The organism is Nocardia sp. NPDC003183, from assembly GCF_053590715.1.
In genome coordinates this window covers 994152-1009682 of the sequence record NZ_JBSFTG010000001.1, presented here as the reverse complement: position 1 = coordinate 1009682, position 15531 = coordinate 994152, and the positions used below count along the sequence as shown (strand labels likewise).

Genomic DNA, 15531 nt, shown 5'->3' with positions numbered 1-15531 from the left:
GGCTATCCGTCGCCGATGCCGCACCGGGTGCGCTGGCATTGCCCATGCGTCCCATTGTGCCCGTAGACCCGCGGGCCGCCGTGGTGGCGGGGGTAGGGGCCGCGGCAATCCCCCTGTCCCGGTTGGCTATTGACACCTGAATACGGCCCGCCTCATCATCAATCGGACACACTGTCCGAGACTCAGTGACCGAGGTGGTCTTCATGGTCGATTCCCCCGTCACCGCAGTCGAAAGGACCGACGTCGTCGTGGTCGGCGCGCGCTGCGCGGGGTCGGCTACCGCGGCGACACTCGCGAGGGCGGGTCGCGCTGTGGTCGTGCTCGACGCCGCCATCTTGCCGTCGGACACCCTGTCCACCCACCTGCTCTGGCCGGCCGGGCTGGCCGAGCTCCAGCGCCTCGATGCATTGGCCGCCGTCGAAGCACTCGGTGCGCCACGGTTGACCAGGGCCTACGCACAGGCCGCGGGCCACGGTGTCGGTTCCGGCTTTCCCTCGGTCGACGGCATCGACTACGCGATGTGTGTGCGCCGCACCGGACTCGACGCCGTGCTGGTGCGCACCGCGGTGAACGCGGGCGCGCAGGTGCGGCCGCGCTGCCGGGTCACCTCGGTGGTCTGGGACGGGAACCGGTGCGCCGGTGTGCGATACCTCGACGCCGCGGGCCAGACCCGGGAGATCCGCGCCGCGCTCGTTGTCGGCGCGGACGGGCGGCGCAGCACCATCGCCCGCGCGGTGGGCGCCGAACGACCTTTTCTGAGCGTGCCGAGCGGGCGCGACTGCTATTTCGCCTACTGGCGCGATGCCGCCGACGCTCCCCGCCACATCGCCGCCCAGTGGCGTGTCGGTGCCGACCTCGGCACCGCCTTCCCGTGCGACGACGGCCTGGTGCTCAGCCTGGTACAGCCGCCCACGGTCAGCGACCTCGGACGCGGTCCCGGTGTGGCGGAACGCCGCTACGCCGAGGCCCTGGCCCGGATTCCGGATTTGACCAGCCGACTGCGCGGGTGTGAGCGCGTGGGCCGGATCCGTTCCGCCACCGGCATTTCCTCGTACTTCCGGAGTTCCGCGGGCCCGGGCTGGGCATTGCCCGGCGACTCCGGACACTTCAAAGATCCCGTCACCGCGCAGGGCATCCGCGACGCCCTGCACTATGGACGCACGCTCGCCGAGTCGGTCGACGAGGTTCTCCACGACCCGCGGGCTCTCGACACTGCCCTGTCGGAGTGGGAGCGCCGCCGCGTCGTCGAGTGCCGCGAGATCTTCCACTGGACGAATCGGCTGGCACGTGGTGAATCGTTGCGGCCCTTGGAGATCGAGCTCTACCGCACCGCCGCCGACGACCCGGAACTGGCGGAGATCACCGCGGGCATCTTCTCCCGCACCCACCGGCCCGCCGAGCTGTATACCCCGTCCCGCGCACTGGGCCTCGCGGTCCGCGCCTCGGTCCACCAGTGGGCACATCTGCCCGCCGTCCTCGTCGACGTGGCACGCGAGATCCGCGACTCGACCAGCGAATGGCGAACCACGCGGACAACCCTGCGCGGCAACGCAACCGATGACTGCCCACCACCGAACCCACCTTTCACCCTCACCACCGCAGGTCCAGGAGAACACCATGCCTGATCAGCCGACACCGTTGTCAGCACCGATCACCCGCCGCACTGCGCTGCGCGCCGGGCTCGTCGCCGGAGCCGCACTAGCCGTGACTCCCCCGGCCTTCGCCGCAGCGACGACTGCCCGGCGTTCGCCACTACTGCGCTCCGGCGGCAAGTCGGTGGCGATATTCGGTGGCGGCATGGCCGGGCTCAGTGCCGCGCACGAGCTGGCCGAGCGAGGCTACGACATCACCGTCTACGAGCCCGCGTTCCTCGGCGGAAAAGCCCGCAGCATGGGCGTGCCGGGAACCGCGTCGCCCGGTCGTCAGCATCTGCCGGGTGAACACGGGTTCCGATTCTTCCCCGGCTGCTATCAGCATGTCCCCGACACGATGAGCCGAATCCCGTTCCCCGGCAACCAGAACGGTGTGCTCGACAACCTGGTGCGGGTCGAGGGCACGGTCGCCGGATTCCAGGACCTGCCGCCGATCTTCGCCCCGGTCGAGCTCGGTGGACTGAGTCAGTTGACGCCGGAACTGATGCAGAACAGCATCATCGGCGCGCTCGGCTTCATCCCCGACCTACCACCACACGAGCTGGCGTTCTTCGCCAAGCAGATGCTCGTGTGGTTCACCTCCAGCACCGAACGACGCTTCGGCCAGTGGGAATACGTGACCTGGGAACAGATCATGCAGGCCGAGGGAAAGTCGCCCGCATACCGGAAGTACCTGGTGAACGCGCTCACCCGGATCACCGTCGCCGCGAAGCCGCAGACCAGCTCCGCACGAACCATCGGCACGATCGGCGAGGCGCTGGTCCTGGCCGCGTCCGGCACGGTTGCGCAGTTCTCCGGTGGCGTCGACCGAATCCTCAACCGCCCGACCAACGTCGCCTGGATCGATCCGTGGGTCGACTACCTGCGCACGCTCGGCGTCCGCTTCGTCATGGGGCAGGGCCTGGCCGCATTGCGGATGGCCGGCGGTCGCATCGCCGCTGCGACGATCAGCGGAACAGGTGGGACCACGACAGTGACAGCCGACCACTACCTGTGCGCCATGCCGGTCGACCGCGCGGTCGACCTCCTCGACGACACGATCATCGAGGCCGATCCGCGCCTGGGCGGGATGCGAAACCTGGTCACCGACTGGATGGTCGGCATCCAGTACTACCTGCGCCGCCCCACCGACATCCCCGAGGGACACATCGCCGCGTTGGGCTCCCCCTGGGCCCTCACCGCGCTGCGCCAAGCCCCCATGTGGGTGGGCGACTTCCCTGCCACCTACGGCGACGGCTCGGTGCTGGAATGCCTGTCGGTCGACATCTCCGACTGGGACACACCCGGAATCCACTTCGGCCGCACCGCCAAGGAATGCACCGCCGCCGAAATCGCCATCGAGACCTGGGCGCAGCTCAAAGCCTGGCTCAACACCGGCACCGACTGGCTACGCGACGAAGACATCCACTCCTGGCATCTGGACCCCGGCATCACCTGGTCGGGAACCACCATCCACAACGAAACCCCGCTGCTGGTCAACACAGTCGGCTCCTACGACAATCGTCCCGACGCACACTGCGCGATTCCCAACCTCTATTTCGGCGGTGATCATGTCCGCCACCACATCGACCTGGCCACCATGGAGGGCGCCAACGAATCCGGTCGCGCGGCGGCCAACGCCATCCTCGACGCCGCCGACGATCCGAGTCCGCGCGCCCAGATCTTCCCGCTGGTCTCCCTCCCCGCTTTCGCTGCCGCCAAAGCCATCGACGCGGACCGCTTTCGCGCCGGCTTACCTCACCTGCTCGACGGCTGACCCTTGACCATCCGCAGTTTCTGGTGCACGCTGACACCACATCATTGTGGTGTCAGCGTGCACCATAATTATTCGAGGCGGCCCGCCCAGAATCGGATGAGGTAACGATGCCCTGCTGTCTGCCGGCGAGCTACCTCGTCGCGGGATTCCAGCGGCTGCGCCGTCGCCCGGCCACGGAGACCGACACCGCGAGTTTCGCTCCCCGTTCGCGATGCGCTACGCCACCCTCTGGCAGCACGATCATCACGCCCACGCGAGGCAGGCGAGCCATATGCCGGTCCCGCCGCTCAGCTGCGCATTCATGGCGATCTCCACCCCTCGACAGCCTCTGACAGCTGCCAGCCTTCGAACGGAGCCGACCATGACCACACCGTCTCCCGTGCCCACCGCACCACACAAAGGGACCTCGCTGCTTCGCCGATACGTCGGCGATCGACGATTTCTGCTCGCCCTGCCGCGCGCGGTGGGGCTACAGATTCTGCACCCGGCCATCGCGACAGCTCTCGACGAACACATGGCGATGCGGCTGTGGTACCACAAAGCGCGAACCGTGTCGCAGACGGTTCACATGGCCTATCACGATCGGGACCAGCAGCACCGCATGGTCAACATTCATGGGCACATCGGCGGAACCGACGACCGTGGCGCGCGCTTCCACGCACTGAATCCGGACCTGTTCCACTTTCAGCACGCGACCTATGTGGAGACGCTGGTGGTCGCGATCAACACCTTCATCGCGCCGATGTCGGATCGCGACCATGAACGGCTGTACGAGGAGTGCTGCGAGTGGTATCTGCGATTCGGCGTGTCGGCGCGGGCCATGCCGCAGGACTGGGCGGGTTTCGGCGACTATTTCGAACGGGTGTGCGCACAGCAGTTACGCCTCACCCCAGCCGGTCGCACGCTCGCACCCGAGATCGTGCGTCCGACCAGCTGGGTCCCGCGACTCCTGCCATCCGCCGCCGTCCGCGAGTTGCTCCACCCTCGCACCAAGGAACTGCTCGACGTCCGGTCCAGACCGGGAGATCGGGCCGCGTTCCGCTCCTACGCCACCGGCCTGCGGATGGCGGCGACGGTAGCACCGCGCAGGATTCGCTACGTTCCTTCCGCGCGCGCCGACAGGCGCGCAGGTCTCGTCCATCGTGCGGGCCGGGAGCTGTAGTCGGATCCGATCCAGCTTTCCTGATCACCATTTTGATTCCCTTTCCTCTTCACCAGTGAGAGAATCCTCGGTAACATATAGCGGTCAAACACGGCTTCCACCTGTTCTGATATTTGCAAGCAGGGGTAAATAGCGGATGAACATGGTGGATCCGTTTCGACCCGAAGATCTGAGCCGGTCATCGAAATGACAGAGTGATATACAAAACATCTCACTCTGTCTAAGGTGGTTGGTAGTCCGATACGGCTATCCAGGAGAAAATGTGTCTGATTCCGCCACACCCACCGTCGACGCCGCTGAACTGGCTGTTCGCAACCCAGCGTCCGGAGAACTGGTCGGCACCGTCGCCGTGTCGACCCCGGAGGAGGTCGCCGCAGCCGCGGCCGCGCTGCGCACAGCACAGCCGCGGTGGGCTTCGATCAGCGCGGCCGGGCGCAAGCAGTGGCTGCTCAAGCTGCAGGATTGGGTGCTCGACCACAGCGACGAGCTGGCGGACTCGATTCAAGACGAGTCAGGAAAGCCTCGGGTGGAGGCCGAGGTCGAGGTCGCGTTCACCGTCGACCTGCTGGGCTACTACGCGCGAAACGCCGCGAAGTTTCTCGCCGATACCGCCGTGAGCCCCCACACCCCGTTGATGCGGGTCAAGAAGCTGACCACCACGTACACGCCGTATCCGGTGGTCGGCATCATCACGCCGTGGAACTTCCCTCTCGCCATGCCTGCCTCCGACCTCGTCCCGGCGCTCGCCGCGGGCGCCGCGGTGCTGCTCAAGCCCTCGGAGGTGACCCCGCTGACGCCGCTCGCCCTCGCGCGCGGCTGGGCCGAGATCGGTGCGCCGCCGGTGTTCACGGTGGTCTCCGGATCCGGCGCCACCGGTGCCGCGGTGGTCGGCAACGCTGATTTCATCCAGTTCACCGGCTCCGGCAACACCGGTCGCCGCATCGCGGTCGCCTGCGCGGAACGCACGCTGCCCTACAGCCTCGAGATGGGCGGCAAGGACCCGGCGATCGTGCTGGCCGACGCCGACCTCGACCGCGCGGCCAACGGCATCGCCTTCGGCGCACTGACCAACGCCGGACAGCTGTGCGTGTCGGTGGAGCGGGTGTACGTCGAGGCCGCGGTGTACGACGAGTTCGTGAACAAACTGGTGGCCCACGTCAAGACGCTGCGGCTCGGCCGCGACGACCGCAGCGGAAACATCGACGTCGGCCCCCTCGCCAACCAGGCCCAGCTCGACATCGTCACCCGCCACGTCGATGACGCGCTGGCCCAAGGCGCGCGAGCGCTCACCGGCGGCAAGGCGACAGGCGAGGGAAACTTCTTCGAACCGACGGTGCTGGTCGACGTCGATCACTCGATGTCGTGCATCACCGAGGAAACGTTCGGCCCGACGATCCCGGTCATCAAGGTCGCCGATGCGAACGAGGCGATCCGGCTCGCCAACGACTCCGAGTACGGACTGTCGGCCTCGGTGTGGACGGGCAACAAGTCCCGCGGGCAGGCAATCGCGCGGCGACTGGCCGTCGGCGCGGTGAATATCAACGACGCCACCATCAATCTGTTCAATTTCGCGCTCCCCCACGGTGGTTGGGGCCAGTCCGGCACCGGGTACCGATTCGGCGGTGCCGACGGCGTGCGCAAGTACTGCCGCAAGCAGGCGATCACGGCTCCGGCGCTGCCGACCCAGAAGTCCGAACTCGTCTGGTACCCGTACAGCCTCAAGAACTTCGGCTTCATGCGGAACGCGATGCGCGCGACCGGCGCTCGCGGCCGGCGCCGCTTCGGCAGGTAGGGGTCCGGCCGCGGACGGATGTCTCACCGAGCCGGTGAGACATCTGTCCGCGGCACGCGGTGGTCGCTGCCCCACGCCAGGGAATCAGCGAGGCGCGGCGCCGGTCTCCTGGGTCGCCGTGCGCACGTCCAGCGGACGGAACCCGGGTGCGATGTGATCGCGGGCGAATCGGCGCGCCGCCGCCTCGTCGTCGAGCGGGATGACCGTCGGCCTGGTCAGCACCAGCGAGAGCGCGGTACGCGCCACCAACTCGGCAACGGGGAGCGGGTCGTAGGCGGGGAGCTTGCCCGCCTCCTGCAAGCGGGTGATGAACTCGGCCAGGAAGTCACGACCGAGCTCGATCACCGGCGCTCCACCGGTGGTGAGGTAGGGCAGGACGGTGGCGGCGTCGGTGGCGAGGAGGCGGTCGAGCAACGGGTTGTTCCGCAAGCCGAGGGCGAAGGCGACGAACAGTTCGACGATCTGGTCTTCGGCGCTGGCGCCCTCGTCGGCCTGCCGGCGCATCGAGGCGTCGGCCTGCTCCAGCAGGTGGCGCACCTGCCAGAGCCCCACCGCCTGGACCACGTCGGTCTTCCCACCGAACCGGCGATACAGCGTCGCCAGGGACAGACCGCCACGGCGGGCTACTTCCGCCATGCTGGTGCGCTTGATCCCGAAGTCCAGAAACGCGGCCAAGGCGCCGTTCAGGACGTCGGCGTTATCGCGCTCGACACCGCCGTGTCCGCGAATACGTGCCAGCAACCTGATCGACTCGGCCATATCCCATTCCCCTCAGCTGACAAGAGCCCGAACATAATGTGGTCTGCCGGTAGCCCGCAACCTCGACTCTGTCAGACCAGGGGGCGGCCGAGCCGCTGACGCCGCCGCATGTCCCGCAGCATCGTCGAGTACGGCACGATCCGCGCACGGACGGGTAGCCGTCCGTAGACGGCCCCGATGGCACGGAACATCAGCCGATGCCGCCGCTCCTGTTCGTCGGTCCACGGAAGGTAGAGCTGTGCGCGCATGGTTTCGGGCAGCAGTCCGGTGACGGCGAAACGATGAAAGTCGGCAAGCCGACGCGGCCTCGGAACATTGCGCAATCCGACCAGTTTGCGCAGATATTCGGCGACCAGGTCGTCGATCTGCATGTTCGCCAGCCCCGATTCGAAGTAGCTGTCGAAGGCCGCCAGGTCGGCAAACCACATGTCGGGCTTCATCTGCAACCCGGTGCCGAATCTGGCCCCGTACTGCACGAAGACCTCTTTGGTGGCCCTGTCCAGTGGCCCGTAGAGGCGTTCGTGGGTATCCATGACTCCCCAGCACAGGCAGACCGCGACCCACTTCTGCAGTTCGGGGTCGAACGCGTTGTACTTCACCTCGGCGCCGGGCGCGGAACGAACGCGTCGATGGACGCTACCCACGGCCTGTCGATACTCGTCCCGGTCCTGCTCGGTACCGAGCATCGCCACCGCGATGTAGGTCAGCGTGGTGCGCAACCGCTTCCACGGATGGACGTCGGCGCGGCCGGAGTCGACGGTGCTCTCGACGACGCCGTAGCCCACCGGCCGGTTCGCGAGCTGCACGATCACATTCGCGCCCGCCCCGGCGAAGGCGCCGATCCCGTCGAGGAATCGCTCGATGTCGAAGTCCTCGACGGTGCCGTATCGACACCGCAGGACTCCGTCGACATCGCTCGCCGTCACAGGATCGGTCACCGTTGACACTTGACGCATAGTCCTGCGCCTCCTTCTTCTGAGAGCCACTAAGGCAATGATACAGTGAGATGATATTCGACTAATCGACTCAGTGGGGGCTTTCGGTCAGTGCCGCTACGCACCGACGCCCCGCAGCGCCGAAGCGCTGCGGGGCGTCGTGGTGGTTCGACGATGGTGCGGTCAACCCTGAACCGAGTAGCGCAGTGCCGCGGGCGCGGTAGCGGGAACAGCGGGCCGCTTGGGCAGGATCGGTGCGAGGCGGACGTAAGCAGAACCCAGCACGGGACGGGGGTCGGCATCACCCTTGTTGGGCCAGAACGCCATCGCGCGCTCTGCTTGCGCGGTGATGGTCAACGACGGGTTCACCCCGAGATTGGCCGTGACCGCACTGCCGTCGGCGATGTGCAGGCCTGGATATCCGTAGACCCGCTGCCAGGGGTCGACCACGCCGGTGTCGGCGGAGTCACCGATGGTCGCACCGCCGATGTAGTGCGCGGTGGCCGGAATACCCAGCAGGTCGGTGACCAGATTTCCCGCGTCACCATCGATTTCGGCGGCGTACTCCCGAGCGATCTCGTGCGCGATCGGGATCCACTCGGGATTCGGCTCCCCCGACCCCTGTCTGGTGACCAGACGCCGGCCTTTCAAGAAGGAGGTCAGCGAGTTGTCGAGCGATTGCATCACGAGCAGCACGACCGAGCGCTCGGCAGCACGGTGGACATTCTTCAACCGGATGAACTCGAGCGGATGCGCCGCCACCATGAGCAGTAGCCGCAGCATCCGGAACGCGCCGCCGTCGACCATCGGCAGGCCCTGGGTGAACAGCGCGTTCTGCCCTTTGCCGTACGAGCACACCTCGATATGGGTGTGCGGCTCGGGATGAATCGAGGAGGTGATCGCCACACCCTGGGACAGGTCGTACCGGCTACGACTGCATACCGCGACCACCGCCTCGGAATTGCTTCTGGTCAGCTCCCCGAGCCGAGGCGACAACCCGGGCAGCACACCATCGTTTCGCATGCGGTGCAGCAACTTCTGGGTACCCAACGCAGCCGCGGCGAAGACGACCTGGCGCGCCGTGAACCGGCGCCGGTTCCGGCGGACGATACCGCCCGACCGCATGGTCTCCACGAGGTAGCCGCCGTTGCCGTCCGGCCGCACCGAGGTGACCGTGGTGAGCGGGTGCACTTCGGCACCGTTGCGTTCGGCCAGGTACAGATAGTTCACCGTGGTGGTGTTCTTGGCATTGTGCGTGCAGCCGGTCAGGCATTCGGAGCAATGAATGCAGCCCGCGCGCGTCGGGCCGGCACCACCGAAGTACGGATCGGGCACCTCCGTGCCCTCCGCACCCTCGTTGAAGAAGACCCCGACATTCGTGCGATGGAACGTGTCGGCAACCCCGCGGCCCTCGGAAATCTTCAGCAGCACTTCATCTTTGGGCCCGACGCGCGGATTGGTTTGCACGCCGAGCATCCGCTTGGCCTGGTCGTAATACGGCGCCAGCTCCGATTTCCAGTCCGTGATGTGCGACCACGCACGGTCTTCGTAGAACGCGGGCAGCGGCTCGTACAGGGTGTTGCCGTAGATCACCGACCCACCACCGACACCCGACCCGCTGAACACCGCGCACTTGCCGAGAACGCTGATCCGCTGCGGCCCGGTCAAGCCGAGTCGGGGCATCCACAGCGACTTGCGGATATTCCAGTTGGACTTCGGGAAATCCTCGGGATTCCATCGCCGCCCGGATTCGAGAACACCGACGCGGTAGCCCTTCTCGGTCAGCCGCAGCGCGGTGACGCTGCCGCCGAAGCCGGAACCGATCACAATCACGTCGTAGTCGTATTCGGTCATGACGCTCACCGCCCCCCGTGTCCGTCGACGACGTACTCGGTCAGCGCCTTGCGCACGATCTTGCCGGTGGGATTGCGGGGCATCTCGTCGAGGAACACCACGTCACGGGGCACCTTGTACCTGGCGAGGTTGTCCTTGACGTAGTTCTTGATCTCCTGCGCGTCGGGCTTGTCGTCCGTGGCGGCGACGATGAAGGCGCGCAGCCGCTGTCCGAAGTCAGCGTCGTCGACACCGATCACCGCGACATCGGCGATATCGGCGCGACCCGCCAGCAGATTCTCCACCTCCAGCGGATAGACGTTCTCGCCACCGCAGACGACCATGTCGTCGTCGCGGCCGTCGATGAACAGCAGCCCATCGGCGTCGAAGTGGCCCATGTCCCCGGTCGACATGTACCCGTCGATGATCTGTTTGGTCTTCCCGTCGGTGTACCCCTCGAACGGGGCGACGGTGCGGGCGAAGATTCGCCCCGAGACGTTCGCCGCGGTGATTCGGCGATCGTCGCTGTCGTAGAGCGCGATGCGCGCGGTGACCGGTGCCCGCCCGACGGTGCCCGGCGCACGACGCAATTCGTGCGGCTGGGCGACAGCGGTGATCGCGACCTCGGTGGAGCCGTACCCGTTGTAGAGCACGTCACCGAACGCATCCTGCCATCGGATCGCCAGGTCGGGGGGCAGCGGTGCGCCGCCGACGAAAACCGTGCGCAGCGTCGAGGTGTCGTACTCGGCGATGACGTCGGGACCGAGCGCGAGAATGCGGTTCAACTGGGTCGGCACCGCGACCAGCATCTCGACCGAATGCCGCTCGATCGCGGCCAAGGTGGCCTGCGCGTCGAAGCGGCGCCGCAGCACGATCTCGGCACCGAGCGCGCTGGCTATCGTCCAGGTCCCCATCCCGGTGGTGTGGAAAACCGGAGTCGCGATCATGACGACCCCACCGCGAGGGAACGGCACCCGGTCGACGACCAGGGCGGTGGCGAACGGAGAGACCTTGGTGCGCGGCGCACCCTTGGGCAGGCCGGTGGTGCCGCTGGTGAGGATGATGAAGCCCGCGGGCCGGTCCGGCGGGGGCAGCGGGGCACCAGTGTTCGCCGACACCAGCATGTCGATGGTCACCGTGCTCGGCAGCGGCGTGTGTTCCGCGTCGACCCAGGTGAGGATCCGGGGCATCGTCTCGGGCAGGGCATCGATGAGCCCGGCGAATTCACTGTCGAACAGAATCGCGCGAACCTTCTCCCGCACAGCGACTTCGGTGAGTTGCGGCTTGGCGAAACTGGTGTTCAGCATGGCCAGCCGCAACCCTGCCTTGCCTGCCGCCACCATCGCCAGCACCAGGCCACGATGGTCACGGGCCAGCACGCCGACCACCTCGCCGCCGCGCAGGCCCTGCCCGAGCAGACCGTGGGCCAAGGCGTTGGACTGTTCGTCGAGCTCGCGGTAGGTCAGCACGCCGCGCTCATCGGCCAGCGCGGGTTCGTCGGGCCGATCGGCCGCACCGGCGCTGATCATCGCCGCTTGTGGGCCGTAGGAGTTGTTGAGCGCGATCATGCGCTTGATCCGGCGCGGTCGCCACAGGTCGATCAGGCCGGTCTGGTGCAACCGGCGCACCGCCCGCACCTTCTCGCGTACCTCGGCCGCGGTGCCGTTGGTCAGCTTCATCGATGAGCCTCTTTCGAATTCCGGTCCGCGAATATCACTGGCCCGCAGGCGTTGTCGTGTTGGTGGTCAGGTGATAGTGCTCGGGGCGCAAGGCTCGGGTCTGTAGTCGATAACTCAGGACCGCGCCCGGCCAGTTGTTGGTGATCCGGCCCGCGGCGTTGCGATACCAGCTCGAGCACAGACCCCACGGCGTACGGGCGAGCCGGGCTTGCAGCTTCACGTCGTATTCCTCGGCCACCGCACGCCGGACATCGAGGGTGTGCGCCGGGTGGCGGGACAGTTCCTCGAGCGCCTGGCGGATGTAGCGAGCCTGCGATTCGATCATGTAGACGATCGAGCCGACGCCCAGGTTCGTGTTGGGCCCGTACACCATGAACATGTTCGGGAAGCCGGGCACCGTGATGCCGTGGTAGGCGCGGGCACCGCCCTGCCACTCGTCCTCGAGCTTGCGCCCGTTCGCGCCGCGAATCGCCATCGGCCACAGGAATTCGGTGCCCTTGAACCCGGTTCCGTAGATGATCACGTCGACTTCGTGCAGCACGCCGTCGGCGGTTTTCACCCCGGTCGGCACGACTTCGGCGATCTCGGTCGTCTCCACCCGCACGTTCGGCTGGGTGAGTGCCGGATAGTAGTTGTTGGAGAACAGCCCACGTTTGCAGCCGGCCGGGTAGTCGGGCGTCAGTTTCGCGCGCAGTTGCGGGTCGCTGACCTGCGTGCGCAGATGGTTCACGGCGATCCTGGTGACCAGGCCCCTGATCGCGGTGACATCAGCGATGCCCAGCGACAGAAACTCACACAGGGCCCAGACCGCGAATCGCTCGGCGAGGCGAACCGGCGGCACCGTCGCGAACATCCGGTGATGCCACGCCTTGTACTCGACATCGGGCTTGGGCAGCACCCACGCCGCCGAGCGCTGGAACAGTGTCAGGGCCCCCACCTGCGGCTGGATCGCGGGCACGAACTGGATCGCACTGGCACCGGTGCCGACAACGGCGACCCGCTTGCCCGTCAGGTCGACGCTGTGGTCCCACTCCGCGGAGTGGAAGGCGGGTCCGGCGAACGAACTGATCCCGGCGATGGTGGGCAGCGCGGGCCGCGAGAGCTGACCGACCGCGGAAATCAGCACGTCGGTGGTTGCCTCGTAGCCGTCGGCGGTGCGCACCGTCCATTTCCCGCTCGCATCGTCGAATTCGGCTTCGGTCACCTCGGATCCGAACCGGATCCGCTCGCGCAGGCCGTTGTCGCGCGCCACGTCCCGCAGATACGCGTGGATATCGGGCTGTCCCGAGAACCGCTTGGGCCAATCGGATTTCGGCGCATACGAGTACGAGTAGAGCGGGGAGGGAATATCGCACCCGGCGCCCGGGTAGGTGTTCTCCCGCCACACCCCACCCACATCCGACGCCCGCTCCAGGATGACGAGGTCGTCGAAGCCGTGGCGCAGCAGTTCCATCGCCATGCCGAGGCCGCCGAACCCGGTGCCGATGATGACAGCGGACGGCATTGTCCGAGTGCGCATAGCCCAGCTCCTCATGTCAGTGATCTCTGCGGTCAACGGTAGGTCGCCGTCGACGCGAGAACGAGGATGCCCGCGGACAGAAAATTGACATTTCAGGCCATAATGGAAGGCATGCGCGCGCTACAGGAACCAGCAGTGGACACGTGGGACTTCCCCCGGGGTGTTGCCAGCGTCGCCGTGATGCACCGGTTCGCCGTCGAACACGGAGCCGACGCCACGTCGATCCTCGCCGGTACGGGTCTGTCCGTCGCCGACCTCGACTCCGCCGACCGCCAGATCGATGCCCGCACGGAATTGCTGGTGGTTCGCAATCTGCTGCGCGAACTCGGAACCGGGCCCGCGCTCGGCATCGAGGTGGGGCGCAGTTACCGCATCAGCGCCTTCGGTATCTACGGCTACGCCTGGATCACCAGTCCCACCCTCGGCGAGGCGATCTCCTTGGCGCTGAGCTACTTCCAGTTGAGCTTCGCGTTCTGCACACCGGTCGTGGAGTTCCACGACCAGCAGATGGTTGCCCGGATCCGACACGATCGGATCCCGGATGACGTCCAGCAGTTCCTCGTCGAACGCGACACCTTCGCGATGCATCGGGTGCTCGACGACCTGCTCGGCCGACCGGTGGATATCCACCAGGCGCGGTTCGCGTTCCCGGAACCCGGCTATGGCGACGACATCGCCGCGATCCTGGGCGTCGACCCCCGATACGGGCAGGCCGAAACCAGTATCACGATCACCGCCGAAACCCTGAATCAGCCACTGCCGCAGGCGAATCAGGCAACGCTGGCGCTGTGCCTGGCGCAATGCCGTGAACTGATCGACCGCCGGACCACCCGCACCGGGATAGCAGCCGAGGTTCGCGACCATCTGCTGGCAGGCACCGGTACCGCGGGAATCGCGATTCCGCCGTCGCTGGACGCGGTCGCCCACGACCTCGGCACCACCGGCCGCACGCTACGACGGCATCTCGCCACCGACGGCACCAGCTACCGCGTCCTGCTCGACGAGGCGCGGCGCGGTCTGGCCGAGGACATGCTGACCGCCACCGCACTCTCGGTCGAGGAGATCGCCGTGCGGCTCGGCTACACCGAGGCGGCCCCCTTCATCCGCGCCTTCAAGCGCTGGACGGCCACCACTCCGGCCGCCTACCGGCGCACCCGGGGTCGCCGCTGATCACGGCGACCACCGACCGCCGAGCATTCCCTATTGACGCCGTGCCAATATATCTGACAATCTGTTTCCGCAGATTGAGGCAGATTGCGTCCTGGGAGGCACGGATGACCGCACAAGCGGGCTGGGTAGACGATGAGATCGAAGCCGTTCGCGAACTCGCGACGAAGTTCTTCGAGAAGGAGGTGCTTCCTGGCGCCGAGCGGTACAAACAGCAGGGTCACCCCGACCGTGACCTCTACCTCAAAGCAGGCAAGCTCGGGTTGCTGGCCCCGTCTGTTCCCGAAGAGTACGGCGGCGGAGGCGGCACCTTCGCCCACGAGGCGGCGATCATCGAGGCCCAGTCGAAGGCAGGCGACACCTCCATGGGCCTCGCGATCCACTCCGGGATCATCGCGCCCTACCTCGTCGAGTTCGCCTCCGAAGAGCTCAAGGCGCGCCTGCTGCCCAAGGTGGTCAGCGGCGAGTGCCTGCTCTCGATCGCGATGACCGAACCGGGAACGGGATCGGACCTGCAGAACATTCAGACCAGGGCGGTGCGCGACGGCGACGAGTACGTCATCACCGGTTCGAAGATGTTCATCAGCAACGGCGCGCTCTGCGACGCGGTCATCATCGCCGCCAAGACCGACCCCGACAAGGGCGCCGCCGGGGTGTCGCTCATCGTCGCGGAGGTCGGTGACGACACCCCCGGCTTCACCCGCGGGCGGACCCTGTCCAAGATCGGCGGCACCGGCCAGGACACCGCCGAGCTGTTCTTCGACGGCCTGCGGGTGCCGGTCGGCAACCTGCTCGGCGAGGCCGAGGGCCAGGGCTTCTATCAGATGATGAAGCTGCTCCAGCAGGAGCGACTCGTCTGCGCGGTGATGGCCGTGGCGTCGATGGAGGCCGCGGTCGCGATGACCATCGCCTACACCAAGGATCGGCAAGCGTTCGGAAAATCGCTGCTCGGCTTCCAGAACACCAAGTTCGAGCTCGCCGAGTGCGCCACCATCGCCAGAATCGGTCGTGTCTTCCTCGATGACTGCCTCACCGACCACCTGGCGGGCGAGCTCGATGTGGCAACGGCGTCGATGGCCAAATACTGGCTCACCGATCAGCTGAGCGTGGTCGCCGACCGCTGCTTGCAGCTGTTCGGCGGATACGGGTTCATGACCGAGTACCCGATCTCGGAGATCTTCACCAGTGCGCGGGTGCTTCGTATTCTCGCGGGAACGAACGAGATCATGAAGGAACTGATCGCCCGTTCGCTGTAGCCCGTTCCAGCACAGAACCCC

11 protein-coding genes are annotated in these 15531 nt (G+C 66.8%); 6 read left to right on the top strand and 5 right to left on the bottom strand.

The genetic code is table 11. From position 1 onward, the window contains the following. Nucleotides 1–203: 203 nt before the first annotated feature. The 4 genes from ACWDXS_RS04600 (at nucleotide 204) to ACWDXS_RS04585 (ending at nucleotide 6362) form a co-directional block, all read left to right on the top strand. Entirely contained in the window at nucleotides 204–1625 is a 1422-nt protein-coding gene (locus ACWDXS_RS04600) for an NAD(P)/FAD-dependent oxidoreductase (RefSeq protein WP_449962020.1), read from the top strand. Next, entirely contained in the window at nucleotides 1618–3408 is a 1791-nt protein-coding gene (locus tag ACWDXS_RS04595; protein ID WP_449962017.1) for a hydroxysqualene dehydroxylase, read from the top strand. The genes ACWDXS_RS04600 and ACWDXS_RS04595 overlap by 8 nt, the downstream gene beginning before the upstream one ends. Nucleotides 3409–3769: 361 nt before the next feature. Next, nucleotides 3770–4570, top strand: a complete 801-nt coding sequence (locus ACWDXS_RS04590; RefSeq protein WP_378990132.1) for an oxygenase MpaB family protein — start codon at nucleotides 3770–3772, stop codon at nucleotides 4568–4570. A gap of 262 nt (nucleotides 4571–4832) precedes the next feature. Beyond that, nucleotides 4833–6362, top strand: coding sequence for an aldehyde dehydrogenase family protein (locus ACWDXS_RS04585; protein ID WP_378990133.1), 1530 nt, complete (start codon nucleotides 4833–4835; stop codon nucleotides 6360–6362). Between the two features lie 84 nt (nucleotides 6363–6446). On the opposite strand, the gene ACWDXS_RS04580 is transcribed toward ACWDXS_RS04585, so the two are convergent. The 5 genes from ACWDXS_RS04580 to ACWDXS_RS04560 form a co-directional block, all read right to left on the bottom strand. Next, nucleotides 6447–7121, bottom strand: coding sequence for a TetR/AcrR family transcriptional regulator (locus ACWDXS_RS04580; protein ID WP_387444792.1), 675 nt, complete (start codon nucleotides 7119–7121; stop codon nucleotides 6447–6449). 71 nt (nucleotides 7122–7192) lie between these two features. Beyond that, nucleotides 7193–8059, bottom strand: a complete 867-nt coding sequence (locus ACWDXS_RS04575; RefSeq protein WP_449962012.1) for an oxygenase MpaB family protein — start codon at nucleotides 8057–8059, stop codon at nucleotides 7193–7195. 180 nt (nucleotides 8060–8239) lie between these two features. Then, nucleotides 8240–9910, bottom strand: coding sequence for a GMC oxidoreductase (locus tag ACWDXS_RS04570; protein ID WP_449962009.1), 1671 nt, complete (start codon nucleotides 9908–9910; stop codon nucleotides 8240–8242). A gap of 5 nt (nucleotides 9911–9915) precedes the next feature. Next, nucleotides 9916–11568, bottom strand: coding sequence for an acyl-CoA synthetase (locus ACWDXS_RS04565; protein WP_449962006.1), 1653 nt, complete (start codon nucleotides 11566–11568; stop codon nucleotides 9916–9918). A 34-nt stretch (nucleotides 11569–11602) separates the two neighbouring features. Then, a complete protein-coding gene (locus ACWDXS_RS04560) occupies nucleotides 11603–13087 on the bottom strand; it encodes a flavin-containing monooxygenase (RefSeq protein ID WP_379316676.1) in 1485 nt (494 codons plus the stop codon). A 135-nt stretch (nucleotides 13088–13222) separates the two neighbouring features. Between ACWDXS_RS04560 and ACWDXS_RS04555 the strand changes: the two genes are divergently transcribed. Both ACWDXS_RS04555 and ACWDXS_RS04550 read left to right on the top strand, forming a co-directional pair. Then, nucleotides 13223–14257, top strand: a complete 1035-nt coding sequence (locus tag ACWDXS_RS04555; RefSeq protein ID WP_449962003.1) for an AraC family transcriptional regulator — start codon at nucleotides 13223–13225, stop codon at nucleotides 14255–14257. A 104-nt stretch (nucleotides 14258–14361) separates the two neighbouring features. Further along, nucleotides 14362–15510: an acyl-CoA dehydrogenase family protein gene (locus ACWDXS_RS04550; RefSeq protein WP_379317732.1), complete on the top strand. Its 1149-nt coding sequence runs from the start codon at nucleotides 14362–14364 to the stop codon at nucleotides 15508–15510. The last annotated feature ends 21 nt before the right edge of the window (nucleotides 15511–15531 follow it).

Excerpts from the sequence above, each read along its gene's own strand:
- ACWDXS_RS04560 (WP_379316676.1), bottom strand. The coding sequence starts at position 13,087 with ATGCGCACTCGGACAATGCCGTCCGCTGTCATCATCGGCACCGGGTTC.
- ACWDXS_RS04600 (WP_449962020.1), top strand. The coding sequence starts at position 204 with ATGGTCGATTCCCCCGTCACCGCAGTCGAAAGGACCGACGTCGTCGTG.
- ACWDXS_RS04570 (WP_449962009.1), bottom strand. The coding sequence starts at position 9,910 with ATGACCGAATACGACTACGACGTGATTGTGATCGGTTCCGGCTTCGGC.
- ACWDXS_RS04595 (WP_449962017.1), top strand. The coding sequence starts at position 1,618 with ATGCCTGATCAGCCGACACCGTTGTCAGCACCGATCACCCGCCGCACT.
- ACWDXS_RS04580 (WP_387444792.1), bottom strand. The coding sequence starts at position 7,121 with ATGGCCGAGTCGATCAGGTTGCTGGCACGTATTCGCGGACACGGCGGT.
- ACWDXS_RS04590 (WP_378990132.1), top strand. The coding sequence starts at position 3,770 with ATGACCACACCGTCTCCCGTGCCCACCGCACCACACAAAGGGACCTCG.
- ACWDXS_RS04565 (WP_449962006.1), bottom strand. The coding sequence starts at position 11,568 with ATGAAGCTGACCAACGGCACCGCGGCCGAGGTACGCGAGAAGGTGCGG.
- ACWDXS_RS04550 (WP_379317732.1), top strand. The coding sequence starts at position 14,362 with ATGACCGCACAAGCGGGCTGGGTAGACGATGAGATCGAAGCCGTTCGC.